Origin of the sequence: Aurantibacter sp. (genome assembly GCF_042094015.1) — a bacterium.
GTDB lineage: Bacteria > Bacteroidota > Bacteroidia > Flavobacteriales > Flavobacteriaceae > Aurantibacter.
The window spans coordinates 1-13,939 of record NZ_JBELDZ010000062.1 but is presented as its reverse complement, the minus strand read 5'-3'; the positions used below and the strand labels follow the sequence as shown (position 1 = coordinate 13,939).

15 protein-coding genes and 1 pseudogene are annotated in these 13,939 nt (G+C 29.8%); 11 read left to right on the top strand and 5 right to left on the bottom strand.

Annotated elements, in window-relative coordinates; translation table 11 throughout:
• The 9 genes from ACFDSN_RS09300 to ACFDSN_RS09260 all read left to right on the top strand — a co-directional run.
• Window positions 1–492 (top strand): ABC transporter ATP-binding protein (locus ACFDSN_RS09300; RefSeq protein ID WP_375239576.1); only part of this gene is annotated, 492 nt, incomplete at its 5' end.
• Window positions 489–1,802 carry an ABC transporter permease gene (locus ACFDSN_RS09295; protein ID WP_375239575.1) on the top strand — a complete coding sequence of 438 codons (1,314 nt, stop codon included), beginning with the start codon at window positions 489–491 and terminating at the stop codon, window positions 1,800–1,802. The genes ACFDSN_RS09300 and ACFDSN_RS09295, both read left to right, overlap by 4 nt.
• Window positions 1,803–1,804: 2 nt before the next feature.
• Window positions 1,805–2,731 carry a mechanosensitive ion channel family protein gene (locus tag ACFDSN_RS09290; RefSeq protein ID WP_375239574.1) on the top strand — a complete coding sequence of 309 codons (927 nt, stop codon included), beginning with the start codon at window positions 1,805–1,807 and terminating at the stop codon, window positions 2,729–2,731.
• A gap of 6 nt (window positions 2,732–2,737) precedes the next feature.
• The gene (locus ACFDSN_RS09285) at window positions 2,738–3,901 is read left to right on the top strand and encodes a sigma-54-dependent transcriptional regulator (RefSeq protein WP_375239573.1); all 1,164 of its coding nucleotides are present in this window, start codon (window positions 2,738–2,740) and stop codon (window positions 3,899–3,901) included.
• The gene (locus ACFDSN_RS09280; protein ID WP_375239572.1) at window positions 3,901–4,197 is read left to right on the top strand and encodes a hypothetical protein; all 297 of its coding nucleotides are present in this window, start codon (window positions 3,901–3,903) and stop codon (window positions 4,195–4,197) included. Before ACFDSN_RS09285 ends, ACFDSN_RS09280 begins: the two co-directional genes overlap by 1 nt.
• Before the next feature lie 38 nt (window positions 4,198–4,235).
• Window positions 4,236–5,105, top strand: a complete 870-nt coding sequence (locus tag ACFDSN_RS09275) for a PPK2 family polyphosphate kinase (protein WP_375239571.1) — start codon at window positions 4,236–4,238, stop codon at window positions 5,103–5,105.
• A gap of 4 nt (window positions 5,106–5,109) precedes the next feature.
• Window positions 5,110–6,501: a M20/M25/M40 family metallo-hydrolase gene (locus tag ACFDSN_RS09270; protein ID WP_375239570.1), complete on the top strand. Its 1,392-nt coding sequence runs from the start codon at window positions 5,110–5,112 to the stop codon at window positions 6,499–6,501.
• A 1-nt stretch (window position 6,502) separates the two neighbouring features.
• Window positions 6,503–6,907, top strand: a complete 405-nt coding sequence (locus tag ACFDSN_RS09265; RefSeq protein WP_375239569.1) for a hypothetical protein — start codon at window positions 6,503–6,505, stop codon at window positions 6,905–6,907.
• On the top strand, window positions 6,904–7,470 hold the full coding sequence (locus tag ACFDSN_RS09260) for a hypothetical protein (RefSeq protein ID WP_375239568.1): 567 nt from the start codon (window positions 6,904–6,906) through the stop codon (window positions 7,468–7,470). Before ACFDSN_RS09265 ends, ACFDSN_RS09260 begins: the two co-directional genes overlap by 4 nt.
• Here the strand turns inward: ACFDSN_RS09260 and ACFDSN_RS09255 are convergent.
• Both ACFDSN_RS09255 and ACFDSN_RS09250 read right to left on the bottom strand, forming a co-directional pair.
• A complete protein-coding gene (locus tag ACFDSN_RS09255; RefSeq protein ID WP_375239567.1) occupies window positions 7,467–7,748 on the bottom strand; it encodes a hypothetical protein in 282 nt (93 codons plus the stop codon). The genes ACFDSN_RS09260 and ACFDSN_RS09255 overlap by 4 nt on opposite strands.
• A gap of 187 nt (window positions 7,749–7,935) precedes the next feature.
• A complete protein-coding gene (locus tag ACFDSN_RS09250; RefSeq protein ID WP_375239566.1) occupies window positions 7,936–8,652 on the bottom strand; it encodes a DUF1624 domain-containing protein in 717 nt (238 codons plus the stop codon).
• Window positions 8,653–8,855: 203 nt separating this feature from the next.
• Here ACFDSN_RS09250 and sucC point away from each other — a divergent pair, with 203 nt between their 5' ends.
• Together sucC and ACFDSN_RS09240 are read left to right on the top strand one after the other, a co-directional pair.
• Window positions 8,856–10,046, top strand: a complete 1,191-nt coding sequence (gene sucC, locus ACFDSN_RS09245; RefSeq protein ID WP_375239565.1) for an ADP-forming succinate--CoA ligase subunit beta — start codon at window positions 8,856–8,858, stop codon at window positions 10,044–10,046.
• A gap of 277 nt (window positions 10,047–10,323) precedes the next feature.
• Complete coding sequence (locus ACFDSN_RS09240) at window positions 10,324–10,665, top strand: hypothetical protein (RefSeq protein WP_375239564.1); 342 nt, start codon at window positions 10,324–10,326, stop codon at window positions 10,663–10,665.
• A gap of 79 nt (window positions 10,666–10,744) precedes the next feature.
• Here ACFDSN_RS09240 and ACFDSN_RS09235 read toward each other — a convergent pair whose 3' ends face one another.
• The 3 genes and pseudogenes from ACFDSN_RS09235 to uvrB all read right to left on the bottom strand — a co-directional run bounded on the left by ACFDSN_RS09235 (window position 10,745) and on the right by uvrB (window position 13,740).
• A complete protein-coding gene (locus ACFDSN_RS09235; protein WP_375239563.1) occupies window positions 10,745–11,296 on the bottom strand; it encodes a hypothetical protein in 552 nt (183 codons plus the stop codon).
• Window positions 11,297–11,457: 161 nt separating this feature from the next.
• Window positions 11,458–11,691 (bottom strand): annotated as a pseudogene (locus ACFDSN_RS09230) (DUF1456 family protein); the annotation flags it as partial.
• A 45-nt stretch (window positions 11,692–11,736) separates the two neighbouring features.
• On the bottom strand, window positions 11,737–13,740 hold the full coding sequence (gene uvrB / locus ACFDSN_RS09225) for an excinuclease ABC subunit UvrB (RefSeq protein WP_375239562.1): 2,004 nt from the start codon (window positions 13,738–13,740) through the stop codon (window positions 11,737–11,739).
• Window positions 13,741–13,939 lie beyond the last annotated feature (199 nt).

Below are 13,939 nucleotides of genomic sequence, written 5' to 3'. Positions count from 1 at the left end.
GTATTACATAAACCTAAACTACTAATATTTGATGAGCCTTTCTCTGGTTTTGATCCTATAAACGCGAACTTAATTAAAGATCAAATTCTTAAATTAAGAGAAGATGGTGCTACTGTAATTTTTTCTACACATAGAATGGAATCTGTAGAAGAATTATGCGATAATATTGCATTAATTCATAAATCCAACAAACTTATAGATGGAAATTTATTGGATATAAAACGTCAGTTTAAGACAAATACATACCAGGTTGGAATAGTACCAAATTCAGATTTAATAGAAACGGAATTAAAAGCTAAATTTAATGTGAGTCCAGCCTGTTTTAAATCGATAAACAAAGAACTTCAATTAAATATAAAGTTAGATTTAAATCAAAACCCAAACGATTTACTCCAATATCTAATTACAAAAGGGAAAGTTTCTCATTTTGTAGAGTTGATTCCAACAGCAAACGATATTTTTATACAAACCGTAAATAATAATAACAAATGAATCATTTACCACTTATTATAAGGCGCGAGTATATTACTAAAGTGAAAAATAAATCATTTATAATAATGACATTTTTAAGTCCGTTGTTATTTATCGCATTAATATCTGTTGTAGCTTATTTATCACAATTGAATAACGATAAAGTAAGAATTATTTCAGTTTTAGATAAATCGGGTGTGTTTCAAGAATCGTTTCAAAACTCAGAAGAGTTAAAATATATTTATCTTGAAAATAAAACGATAGAAGAGGCTAAAGAAATAACTGAAGCATCTGAAAACTTCGGTTTGTTGTATGTTGAGTCTATATCCAATTCTTCAAGAAAAGATATAAATATTCATTTTTATTCAGATGAATCAGCATCACTTGGTGTTATTTCAGATTTAGAACGAATTATAGAACAAAGATTAACCTATTTGAATTTAAAAGAAAGAGGTATCGATTCTAAAGATATTGAAGCTGCAACTGTTGAAATAAGTATTAATCAAGAAAATTATGTAGGAATATCGTCTTCAAAAATAGAAGGTTATTTAAAACTGATTTTTGGTGGTGCAGCTGGCTATTTATTATTTATGTTCATTATTATTTATGGAAATATGATAATGCGTAGTGTAATTGAAGAAAAAACAAGTCGAATTATTGAGGTTATTATTTCTTCTGTAAAACCAATACAATTAATGTTGGGTAAGATTATTGGAACTTCTTTAGCGGGAATTACTCAGTTTACAATTTGGTTAATATTAGGTAGTGTTTTAATGATTATTGTTTCTATTATTTTTAATATAGACATAAGTGCAACTCAAACACCACAGCAAATGGTGGTTTCTCAGGCAATGGAAAGTCAAGGCTTAAATATGCAAATCCAAGAAGTTTACACAGCTTTTTCACACTTGCCAGTGGTTAATTTAGTTATTGCATTCTTGTTCTTTTTTATTGGTGGTTATTTATTATACAGTTCTATTTATGCTGCAATTGGTGCTGCAGTAGATAATGAAACAGATACACAACAATTTATGTTGCCAGTTTTAATTCCTTTAATCCTTGCAGTCTATATTGGGATATTTACAGTAATAGATAATCCTCACGGAACAGTTTCTACTATATTTTCGTTTATTCCATTTACAAGTCCAGTAGTTATGTTAATGCGTATACCTTTTGGTGTTCCAATTTGGCAACAAGTTGTATCTTTAATATTGTTAATTGGAATGTTTTTAGGAACGGTTTGGTTTGCTGCTAAAATTTATCGTGTTGGAATTTTAATGTATGGTAAAAAACCAAGTTATAAGGAATTAATAAAATGGATTAAGTATTAATTATGCAGGATAAAGTAATAGATCATATAGAAGATACAGCAGAAGAATTAACAGATAATATTAGTAAAAGTTCTGCCTGGGGAAAATTTCAAGAAATTCTGAATTTCCATGTTGATTTAAATGATCATATTTCTATTTCTGTCTTAGATGTGTTTATTTTAATAACTGTAATATTTTTAGCGTCTTTAGTCTTAAAAACGGTTTATAGACTAATGACGAAACGATTACCAGAAGGCGATAAAGATAAGTTTGGAGTTGTTTTTGGGTATTTTAGGTGGCTTATATATATTATAATTTTCTTAATAACGTTACATTCTGTAGGGATTTCTGTAACAGCTGTTTTTGCAGCTTCAGCTGCACTATTAATTGGTATAGGTTTAGCATTACAAACCTTGTTTCAGGATATTATTTCTGGTGTTTTTATTTTAGTAGACCAATCTGTTCATGTTGGAGATATTATAGAGATTGAAGGAAAAGTTGGTCGTGTTGAAGAGATTAAGCTTAGAACAACAAGAGCAGTAACGATAGATGATAAAGTTCTTGTAATACCAAACCATTTATACCTAACAAATAGTTTGTATAATTGGACTCAGAATGGTCAAAACACAAGAGAATATGTAGAAGTTGGTGTTGCTTATGGAAGCGATGTACAATTGGTGAAGAAGCTTTTAATAGAAGCAGCAAATTCTTCGGAATTTGTGTTGCAAAAACCTATTCCGGTAGTAACTTTTACAGATTTTGGAGAAAGTTCATTAAATTTTAAAGTGGCTTTTACTATTCAAGATAGTTTTAATGCTAGGTTTCCTAAGAGTGAGGTTAGATTTGCTATAGAAAAACTATTTAGAGAGAATAATGTTGTAATTCCATTTCCACAAAGAGATATTCATATTATAGATTCAAAAAATAGTATATTACAAAGTCCAAAATAAAATAAGATGCCAAAAATATTAGTAATAGAAGACGAAGCGGCAATCCGTAGAGTTTTAGTAAAAATATTAAGCGAAGAAAGTAACACATATCAAGTAGAGCAAGCTGAAGATGGTTTGGCTGGTGCTGAGATAATTAAAAGCGAAGATTTCGATTTAGTACTTTGTGATATCAAAATGCCAAAAATGGATGGTGTAGAAGTATTAGAAGCCATTAAAAAAGTAAAACCCGAAATTCCTTTTGTAATGATTTCTGGTCACGGAGATTTAGACACAGCAGTAAATACAATGCGTTTAGGTGCTTTTGATTATATTTCTAAGCCACCAGATTTAAACCGTTTATTAAACACGGTTCGAAATGCTCTAGACCGAAAAGAATTAGTTGTTGAGAATAAAATTCTTAAAAAGAAAGTTTCTAAGAAATACGAAATGATTGGTAAGAGTGATGCTATTTCTCAAATTAAGGAAATGATAGAAAAAGTAGCACCAACCGAAGCAAGAGTTTTAGTAACAGGACCAAACGGAACAGGGAAAGAATTAGTAGCTCATTGGTTACACGAGAAAAGTACACGTTCTAAAGGTCCAATGATTGAGGTAAATTGTGCTGCAATTGCTAGTGAGCTTATTGAAAGTGAATTGTTTGGTCACGTAAAAGGTGCTTTTACAGGAGCAGCTAAAGACCGAGCAGGAAAATTTGAAGCTGCGAATAAAGGAACTATTTTCTTAGACGAAATTGGCGATATGAGTTTATCTGCCCAAGCCAAAGTGTTACGTGCTTTACAAGAAAGCAGAGTGCAACGTGTTGGTAGCGATAAAGATATAAAAGTAGATGTTCGTGTGGTTGCTGCAACCAATAAAAACTTAAAAGAAGAAATTGCCGAAGGTAGATTTAGAGAGGATTTATACCACAGATTAGCGGTTATTTTAATAAAAGTACCTGCACTTAATGATAGACGCGACGATATTCCAGAGCTTATAAATCATTTTGCAAAAAAAATATCTTCAGAACAAGGAACTACACCAAAAACATTTAGTACAAAAGCAACTAAGTTATTACAAGAATACGATTGGACCGGAAATATACGTGAGCTACGTAATGTAGTAGAACGTTTAATTATTTTAGGAGAAAAAGAAGTGAGCGAAAAAGACGTAAAATTATTTGCAAGTAAATAATGCGAAACACCATTTTAGCAATAGGTTTAGGAATTGTAGGATTACTTTTTGTAGTCTATATAAATTATGCTTATTATCAAGTGGTTGTTACATTTAAAGAAGTAAATAATTTTAATCCGTATCAATATAATATTAGTATATCTAGTAAATTAGGTATGCTTTTTTTTGGTTTACTGGCTTTGCTGTATAGTTTAAATTCGTTAAGTAAAAATAAAACAACAGCTATAATTGGTTCTGTTTTAGGATTATCAGTTGTGTTTTTAGCATTTTTACCAGTTTTCCGTTATTTTTTATAGTACTTTAAAGTACTGCTAATTTATTTTAAACAAACGTTATGATATCAAAAGATTATAAAATAACATCACAAATCAACATCAATGACTTAGCAACTAAACCAAGTTTTGAAGTTGATAAAGATAAATTGAAAAAGGAATTAAAAAAAACACGTAAAAAATTAGGCGAACTTCAAGATAAGCTATATGCACACGGAAAATATAGTGTCTTAATATGTATTCAAGGAATGGATACAGCAGGAAAAGATAGTTTAATTCGTGAAATTTTTAAAGATTTTAACGTTCGTGGTGTAGTAGTGCATAGTTTTAAAGTACCAACAGAATTAGAGTTAAAGCACGATTATTTATGGCGACATTATATTGCGTTACCTGCAAAAGGTAAATTTGGCGTATTTAATAGAACGCATTACGAAAACGTATTAGTAACAAGAGTTCATCCAGAATATATTTTAGGAGAACATATTCCTGGAATTCATTCTGTTACTGATATTAACGATGATTTTTGGAATAAAAGATTTGAACAAATTAATAACTTCGAAAGGCATATAGCTGAAAACGGAACTTTAATATTTAAATTCTTTTTAAATCTTTCTAAAGAAGAACAAAAGAACAGATTGTTGCGTCGTTTAGATAAAAAAGAAAAAAATTGGAAATTTTCTGCAGGAGATTTAAAAGAACGTAAACTTTGGGATAAATATCAAGATTGCTATCAAGACATATTAAATAATACTTCTAAAGAAAATGCACCTTGGTATAATATACCTGCAGATTCTAAAGACGCAGCAAGAGTTATAATTGCAAATATTTTATTTGACACTTTAAGTCAATATAAAGACATTAAAGAACCAGAATTAGATAAAAAATCTAAAGCTAGTATAGATTTATATAAAGAACAATTAAATAATGAATAGTTATATGAAATATTTGAGCATTTTATTTGCGTTACTAATCACACTATCAGTTTCTGCACAAACAGATCAAGACCAATTAAAAACCATTTACTCGCAATCATTAACTAACGGAAAGAGTTACGAATGGTTAGATTATCTTTCAAATAACATTGGCGGACGTTTATCTGGATCAGAAAATGCACAAAAAGCAGTAAATTACACAAAAGCAGAACTAGAAAAATTAGGTTTAGATAAAGTGTGGCTTCAGCCAGTTATGGTTCCAAAATGGGTAAGAGGCGAAAAGGAACAAGCCTATTTTGAAGTGGCAGGAAAAATAAATAAAGTTAATATTTGTGCACTTGGCGGTTCTATAGCAACATCTAAATTAGGATTAAATGCTGAGGTTATAGAAGTACAAGGCTTAGAGGAATTAAAAGAGAAAGATGTAAAAGGAAAAATAGTTTTTTTTAATCGTCCAATGCAGGCAGATTTAATACAAACGTTTAATGCTTATGGCGGTTGTGTAGATCAAAGATATGCTGGCGCTATGGAAGCAGGAAAATTTGGAGCTTTAGGTGTTATTGTACGTTCTATGAATTTACGAGAAGATGATTTTCCTCATACAGGAAGTATGTCTTATGGAGATTTACCAGTAGAAAAACGTATTCCATCTGCAGCAATTAGTACTAAAGATGCTAATAAATTATCGGCTGCTTTAAAGTCTGATAAAAATTTAAAATTCTTTTTCAAACAAAGCTGTCAGCAATTAGAAGATGTTGAATCTTATAATGTTGTAGGAGAAATAACAGGAAGCGAATTTCCAAATGAATACATGATAGTTGGAGGACATTTAGATTCTTGGGATTTGGGAGATGGATCTCATGATGATGGCGCTGGAGTTGTTCAATCTATGGATGTACTTCGTTTATTAAAAGAAAGTAATATAAAACCAAAGCGCAGTATTAGAGTGGTTCTTTTTATGAATGAAGAAAATGGATTGCGTGGCGGAAAAAAATATGCAGAAGAAGCTAAGAGAAATAATGAAAATCATGTGTTTGCTTTAGAAAGTGATTCTGGAGGATTTACACCAAGAGGATTTAGTTTTGATTGTGATCAAGAAAATTTTAATCAGATATTAGGCTGGCAACATTTATTCAAACCTTATTTAATTCATTATTTTGAAAAAGGTGGAAGCGGAGCAGATATTGGTCCGTTAAAAAATGAATCTATTGTTTTAGCTGGTTTAAGACCAGATTCTCAACGTTATTTCGATTATCATCACGCAGAAAACGATACGTTTGATGCTGTAAATAAACGCGAATTAGAACTTGGAGCAGCAACTATGACTAGTTTAATCTATTTAATGGATAAGTATGGTGTTAAAAAATTAGAAGGAGAAAAAGAATTTAAAAATTAATATGAAAACAATTAATTTTCATAAGTTGAGTTTAATAAAAACAGCTTTTTTTTTAGGTTTAGCAGTTGCTTGTTTGTTTATTAGTTTTTTTGAAGTTATTGCTCCAGAAAATTCATTAACAAATAGAATTTTAAATTTCTTAGGCTATATTATAATTAGTATTCATTTTGCAAAATCACTTTGGTATAAGTATTACGTAAGTTATAATAAGAAAGGTTTAACTATTCGACTAAACCGAAATATTTTGCAAGAACGAACTTTTATGTATAAACATCTAAAAGATGTTGTTTTAGAAAAAACTACTATTTCGTTTCAATACAGAAAGAATTTAGAATCTATAGAACTAGAAGGTTTCAATCTAGATGATATTAACAAAGTTCATCATTTATTAAATTCAAAAAAATGAAAACAGTTCAATACCTAATCATATTTCTTTTTATGACCATTTTAAACGCACAAAGAGAAGATAAGTTACCTTTTTATCAATTGCCAGAAAATGCTGAAACATATACAGCAGGAACAGTTGCAGCAAAACAAGTAGAAGCTTTAGGTTTTCGTTTTTATCACGCTACAGAAAATTTGACTGAAAAAGATTTAGCTTTTAAACCAAATGATGAGGTTAGAACAACTGGTGAAACCATTCAACATATTTACGATTTATCTTTAATAATTGTAAACGCAACTTTAGTAAAACCAAATTCAAAAGAAAAGCAAGAATTGTCTTATTTAGAATTGAGACAACAGACTTTACTTAATTTAGAGAAAGCATCAATATTACTTAGAAATGCAGAAGATATTTCTACATTTAAAATTGTTTTTGGAGATAAAGAGATTCCTTTTTGGAACAATATAAACGGACCAATTGCAGATGCTATTTGGCATTGCGGACAAATTGCTTCATACCGTAGAACATCAGGAAATCCAATCAATTCTAAAGTTAGTCATTTTACCGGTACAGTAAAAGATTAAATATAACTAAGCCACCATTTATCTTTATTATTGGCTTTATAATTCATATAAATTTTACAAAAAGGATAAAGTAATATAAGTATGAATAACCAAACAATATAAACAACATATAATGGATAGCCATAACCTGTTAATACTTCAGGGTTTGAAAAAGCACTGTTGTTTAAAATCATTTTATGCCAATCATTTCCTGTCATTATAAGACCAAAAAGAGCCAATAAGTGAATTGTTCCAATATGAATGACATAGAAGAAAAAAGGGACTCTTCCAAAAACCATAAGTAAATCGGTTATTTTATTTTTAAAACGTTCAATCCAAGCTAAAAAGATAAAAGATGGACCTAACGTTATTAAGATGTAAACTAAAGATGGTGGATACTTTGAAACATTAAAAAAGGAAATTATTGTTTTTGTTGTTGATTCTTGAAATTCCCACGGATTAATATCTGCATAAACATTAAAACCTCTAAGTATAAAAAAATAAACAAATTGAAGCTATTCCTGTTTGAATTAAAACTCTATGTCTAAAGTCTGAATTTTTATTTTTTGAAAATAGATTTCCAAGAACATAGCCTAAACTTATAATTCCAATCCAAGGAAGAACAGGATATGTAAATGCTATATATGTTTTTCCTAAAGAAAATCCTCCATGAGGTTGATGTAATAAATACCATAACCAAGCAAATGGTTGGTTAGCGTTTACAGTTAAATTATCTAAGCTGTTATGACCAATTAATATTAATAAAGAAATTACAAAAATTATTTTTTTTGGTAAATGAATTAAAGCGCCAAGAATAATCATACAAACTCCAATAGCCCAAATAACTTGTAGGTTTATAAATTCAAAAGAAAGGTCAAACCACCATAAAAAATTTAAAAGTGCTATTTCTATAAAAATTAACCAAAAACCTCGAGTTACTAAGAATAAGCTAAGTTGTTTTTTTGTTTTATTCTCTCCATATAAAAAAGCAGAAACTCCAGCCAATAATACAAATACTGGTGCACAAAAATGGGTTATAAACCTTGTGAAAAATAGAATTCCTGTAGTAGATTCTAAATTCTCAGGGTAATTACCAGCAAATGCATTTATGTGAAAATAATCTCTTGTATGGTCTAAAGCCATTAAAACTATAACAAGACCTCTTATAATATCAATTGATTCTATGCGTTTAAAAGTGTTCATATGTATTTTTCTAATGTTTTAAAATTAAGAGATTACAAACGAATATACTAAAACTTTAAAAGAAGATATTTAAGGACTAAATTTAAGATGGTAAACTCTATTAAATTAAATTGGTAAAAACCAATAGGATGATTACTTTTGCTACATTAAAATAGTAGAATAATTCTGGTTAAACAGAATAGAACACATAAATCTATTAAAAGATGAATTTACACGAATATCAAGGAAAAGAATTATTAAGCAGCTTTGGCGTACGTATCCAGCGTGGTATTGTTGCTCAAAATGCTGATGAAGCAGTAACTGCAGCTAAGAAATTAACTGAAGAAACTGGTACAGGTTGGCACGTAATTAAAGCTCAAGTTCACGCAGGTGGAAGAGGAAAAGGTGGCGGAGTAAAATTAGCTAAAAACCTTGATGCTGTAAAAACTATTGCAGGAGAAATTATTGGAATGGACTTAGTAACACCTCAAACTTCTGCAGAAGGAAAACGTGTTCACCAAGTTTTAGTTTGTGAAGATGTTTATTATCCAGGAGCTGAAGAGCCAGATGAATATTATATTTCTGTACTTTTAAATAGAGCTACAGGTCGTAATATGATTATGTATTCTACAGAAGGTGGAATGGATATCGAAACTGTTGCAGAAGAAACGCCACATTTAATCTTTAATGAAGAAATTGATCCTTCTACTGGAATTTTACCATTCCAAGCAAGACGTATTGCTTTTAACTTAGGATTATCTGGTTTAGCATTTAAAGAAATGACAAAATTTGTAACGTCTTTATATAAAGCTTACGTTGAGTCTGATTCTTCTTTATTTGAAATCAACCCAGTATTAAAAACAAGCGACTCTAAAATAATGGCTGTAGATGCTAAAGTATCTTTAGATGCTAATGCATTATACAGACATAAAGATTTAGCTGCAATGCGCGATTTACGTGAAGAAAATCCAATTGAAGTTGAAGCAGGAGAACAAGGACTTAACTATGTAGACTTAGACGGAAACGTTGGTTGTATGGTTAATGGTGCTGGTTTAGCAATGGCAACAATGGATTTAATTAAGCAAGCTGGTGGAGAACCTGCTAACTTTTTAGATGTTGGTGGTACTGCAGATGCTGCAAGAGTAGAAATTGCATTCGAACTTATTTTAAGAGATCCAGCTGTAAAAGCTATTTTAATTAATATTTTTGGAGGTATTGTACGTTGCGATCGTGTTGCGCAAGGTGTAATTGATGCTTATAAAAATATGGGTAACATCACAGTACCAATTATTGTTCGTTTACAGGGAACAAATGCAGATATTGCTAAAAAATTAATTGATGATTCTGGTTTAGATGTTATGTCTGCTACAGAATTCCAAGAAGCTGCAGATAAAGTTCAAGCTGTTTTAGCTTAATACTTATAAATATATATTCTATTTTTTAGATGAAGAAAGCAACGAGAAATCGTTGCTTTCTTTGTTATAGACTAATCTATAGTCAGTTAATTATAGCGTGTTTTCATTCTCTTAACATAGAGGGTTTCACTTTACAGAAAGGTATTGTTTTGATAAGTTTAGGTTAATTAAATTACAGTAATGCCACTGTATATTTGCCATGTAAATAAGGATTATAGGGACTATAATATTTACAGATAAACAAATTGAAATTAATAATTAAAGAAAAATTAAAACAATGAAAACACTAAAAAATGTATTAGTAGTACTATTACTATCAGTTAGCATGACTGTAGTAGCAAACAATGGAAGCACTAAAGGTGGAGAAAAGAGTTCAACTGTAAGTCAGGTTATTTCAACGTTATTAAAGAACCCTTATTTTAAAGTAGAGGAAACATTAAAGGCAAAAGTAAGTTTTATGATTAATTCTAAAAATGAAATTGTAGTTTTAAGTGTAGATTCACAAGATGAAAAATTAGACGCTTACATTAAAAGAAGATTGAATTATTCTAAGTTTGAAGACTCTGGATTAAAGAAAAATGTAGCTTACGTATTACCAGTAAGAATTATAAAAGCCTAACGCGGATTAATAAACAATCAAAGAACTTTTTTGAGAAAAGTATAAGCAACCCAATTTTAGGTTGCTTTTTTTATGCGATTTATCTTGATAATTTTAAAATACAACTTTCTCTAATAGCACAAAACTCTTTAAAGCTATAGTTTGAATTATTTTCTATAAGCCAATTCTTAAGAAATTCTTTATGGTAATTTACCTTGTAATCAATTACTTGTTGCGGTAATATTTCTTGCTCTTCAATTATAGCCTCTTTGAAATTATTATAGTCAGATGTTGAGTTTGTAATGTCTAAATAATAATTATCAATTTTTAAATAGCAATGTGCCTCAGGAATAAATTCAATGTTATGTTTTTCTAAAATAGAACTAATTTTAGGTGTGTTTTTGCTATTCATTTTAAAAACACCAAGAATCAATTTTATATTGTTAAAATTATTCTCTAAAGCAATAGATTTTAATAAGGCGTGTTTAGAGCTACAACTGCCTTTTTGCTCTTTTAAAACTAAACTAAAGTCGTTTCTATTGGCATTTCTGCCATATGGTAAATGCTTAACGTGATTTACTAATTTAAGCCAAGTATTTAAATTAAGACTTTTGGTTAATAATGTTAATGGTTTTGTAGATGCAAATTTCATTTTATTAATCGAGTTAATAAAACTTAATCTCTTTTCTTTCCGTAATTTTTAAATTCAGGTTTAAACGGTTTTCCGTCTTTAGTTAAATTCTCAGATTTGTTTTTATATAAGTTTCTAGCGTTAGAGCCTAAAGGTTTATCTTCTGAATTAGACTGCTTCGCTTTTTCTCCTTTTTTAGGCATTGGTCCACGTAAATGAATAATTAAACCATTTAAGAAATTACGTAAAATTTGATCACCACATTCTACATAATTAGGATGTTCTTCTTTTTGAAACAAAGCATTAAGTTCGCTTTTAGAAACTCTAAAATCTACTAATTTTAAAATATCAATAATATGTTCATCACGAAGTTTGTGAGCAACTCTTAGTTTCTTGAAGATGTCGTTATTTGTCATATTGCAAAGATAAGTAAATTGTATTTTGAAGTAGATTAAATTTTATTAAGCTTTTAAATCTTCTAATTTATCTTGATATGCTTTTATTTTATCACGTAATTGTGCTGCTACCATAAAATCTAAGGCTTTTGCGGCAGATTCCATTTCTTTACGGGTTTCTCTAATACGTTTTTCTAATTCTGGTTTTGTTAGGTAATCACTTTCTGGTTCTGCAGCTTTTAAAGCTTCTAGCTCATAATGTCCAGTACTTACAGAGTTTTTAGATAAAACGCTATCTAGACTTTTATTTAAAGCTTTTGGTGTTAAATTATTTTTAGTATTATATGCTATTTGTTTTTCACGTCTGTATTCGGTCTCGTCTATTGTTTTTTGCATACTTTTTGTGATTTTATCAGCATACATTATAGCTTTACCGTTTAGATTTCTTGCAGCTCTACCAACGGTTTGTGTTAAAGATCTTGCTGAACGTAAAAAACCTTCTTTGTCAGCATCTAAAATAGCAACTAAAGAAACTTCGGGTAAATCTAAACCTTCACGTAATAAGTTTACACCAACCAAAACATCGTAAATACCTTTGCGTAAATCTTGCATAATTTGTACGCGTTCCAAAGTGTCAACATCGCTATGTATGTAATTGACACGAATATTTATTCGACTTAGATATTTAGTTAACTCTTCTGCCATACGTTTGGTTAAAGTGGTTACTAAAATACGTTCGTCTTTTTCAATACGTTGTTGCATTTCTTCTATTAAATCATCTATCTGATTTAAGCTTGGTCTTACTTCAATTATAGGGTCTAATAACCCTGTTGGTCTAATCACTTGTTCTACAAAAACGCCATCAGTTTTTTCTAATTCATAATCTGCTGGAGTTGCAGAAACGTATATTACTTGGTTTTGTAAAGATTCAAATTCTTCAAACTTTAAAGGCCTATTATCCATTGCAGCTGGTAAACGGAATCCATAATCTACTAAGTTCACTTTTCTACTGTAATCACCACCATACATAGCATAAACTTGAGAAACTGTAACGTGACTTTCGTCTACAACCATTAAATAATCATCTGGAAAATAATCTAATAAACAAAAAGGTCTTGTGCCAGGTTGTCTACCATCTAAGTAACGTGAATAATTCTCGATTCCAGAACAATAACCTAATTCTCGAATCATCTCTAAATCGAATTCTGTACGTTCTTTTAAACGCTTAGCTTCTAAATGTTTTCCTATTTCTTTAAAGTAATCGTGCTGATTCATTAAATCATCCTGAATACCTTTTATAGCACCTTGTAACACATCTGGAGAAGTTACAAACATATTTGCAGGATAAATGGTTAGTATGTCATATTCTTCAAGGACTTCATTTGTTTGAACGTTAAATTGTTCTATTAATTCAATTTCGTCACCAAAAAAGTGGATTCTAAATGCATCATCTGCATAACTTGGATAAACATCAACCGTATCTCCTTTAATTCTGAAATTCCCGTGATTAAAATCGGCTTCAGTTCTTGAATATAAACTTTGTACTAAGGTGTGAAGTAATTCGGTTCTAGAAATTTCTTGATCACGTTCTAAAGTAATAACATTTTTCTGAAACTCTACAGGATTTCCAATACCATATAAACAAGAAACCGATGCTACAACTAAAACATCTCGCCTTCCAGAAAGTAGGGAAGAGGTTGTGCTTAATCTAAGCTTTTCAATTTCTTCATTAATACTTAAGTCTTTTTCAATATAAACGCCTGATGTAGGAATGTATGCTTCTGGTTGATAGTAATCGTAATAACTAACAAAATACTCTACTGCATTTTCAGGAAAGAATTGCTTAAATTCACTATATAATTGGGCTGCTAATGTTTTGTTGTGTGCTAAAACCAAAGTTGGTTTTTGAACCGTTTCAATAACATTTGCAACTGTAAAAGTTTTACCAGAACCAGTTACGCCTAATAGTGTCTGAAATTTATCTTTATTACCTAAACCTTCAACCAATTGTTTTATAGCGTTAGGTTGATCTCCTGTAGGTTTAAATTCTGAATGTATTTTGAATTTCATAGGTGTAAATTACACGCTAATTTAATAAATAATTGACTGTAATGTTCTTGTTAAATTGTTAAGGTTTTGAAAGTAATAATTTAAAAAACTCCTAATTCAAATAAATGAATTAGGAGTTTTTATTTAATCAGTTATGTTTACAATTTATCTTTTTAGTGCAAAATGCGCTTTAAATTGTTTCTTATCATTAGATCCAGAG

Coding starts and splice junctions, on each gene's coding strand:
- ACFDSN_RS09295 (WP_375239575.1), top strand. CDS start 489: ATGAATCATTTACCACTTATTATAAGGCGCGAGTATATTACTAAAGTG.
- ACFDSN_RS09290 (WP_375239574.1), top strand. CDS start 1,805: ATGCAGGATAAAGTAATAGATCATATAGAAGATACAGCAGAAGAATTA.
- ACFDSN_RS09260 (WP_375239568.1), top strand. CDS start 6,904: ATGAAAACAGTTCAATACCTAATCATATTTCTTTTTATGACCATTTTA.
- ACFDSN_RS09270 (WP_375239570.1), top strand. CDS start 5,110: ATGAAATATTTGAGCATTTTATTTGCGTTACTAATCACACTATCAGTT.
- sucC (WP_375239565.1), top strand. CDS start 8,856: ATGAATTTACACGAATATCAAGGAAAAGAATTATTAAGCAGCTTTGGC.
- ACFDSN_RS09285 (WP_375239573.1), top strand. CDS start 2,738: ATGCCAAAAATATTAGTAATAGAAGACGAAGCGGCAATCCGTAGAGTT.
- uvrB (WP_375239562.1), bottom strand. CDS start 13,740: ATGAAATTCAAAATACATTCAGAATTTAAACCTACAGGAGATCAACCT.
- ACFDSN_RS09240 (WP_375239564.1), top strand. CDS start 10,324: ATGAAAACACTAAAAAATGTATTAGTAGTACTATTACTATCAGTTAGC.
- ACFDSN_RS09275 (WP_375239571.1), top strand. CDS start 4,236: ATGATATCAAAAGATTATAAAATAACATCACAAATCAACATCAATGAC.
- ACFDSN_RS09250 (WP_375239566.1), bottom strand. CDS start 8,652: ATGAACACTTTTAAACGCATAGAATCAATTGATATTATAAGAGGTCTT.
- ACFDSN_RS09265 (WP_375239569.1), top strand. CDS start 6,503: ATGAAAACAATTAATTTTCATAAGTTGAGTTTAATAAAAACAGCTTTT.
- ACFDSN_RS09280 (WP_375239572.1), top strand. CDS start 3,901: ATGCGAAACACCATTTTAGCAATAGGTTTAGGAATTGTAGGATTACTT.
- ACFDSN_RS09235 (WP_375239563.1), bottom strand. CDS start 11,296: ATGAAATTTGCATCTACAAAACCATTAACATTATTAACCAAAAGTCTT.
- ACFDSN_RS09255 (WP_375239567.1), bottom strand. CDS start 7,748: ATGGTTTTTGGAAGAGTCCCTTTTTTCTTCTATGTCATTCATATTGGA.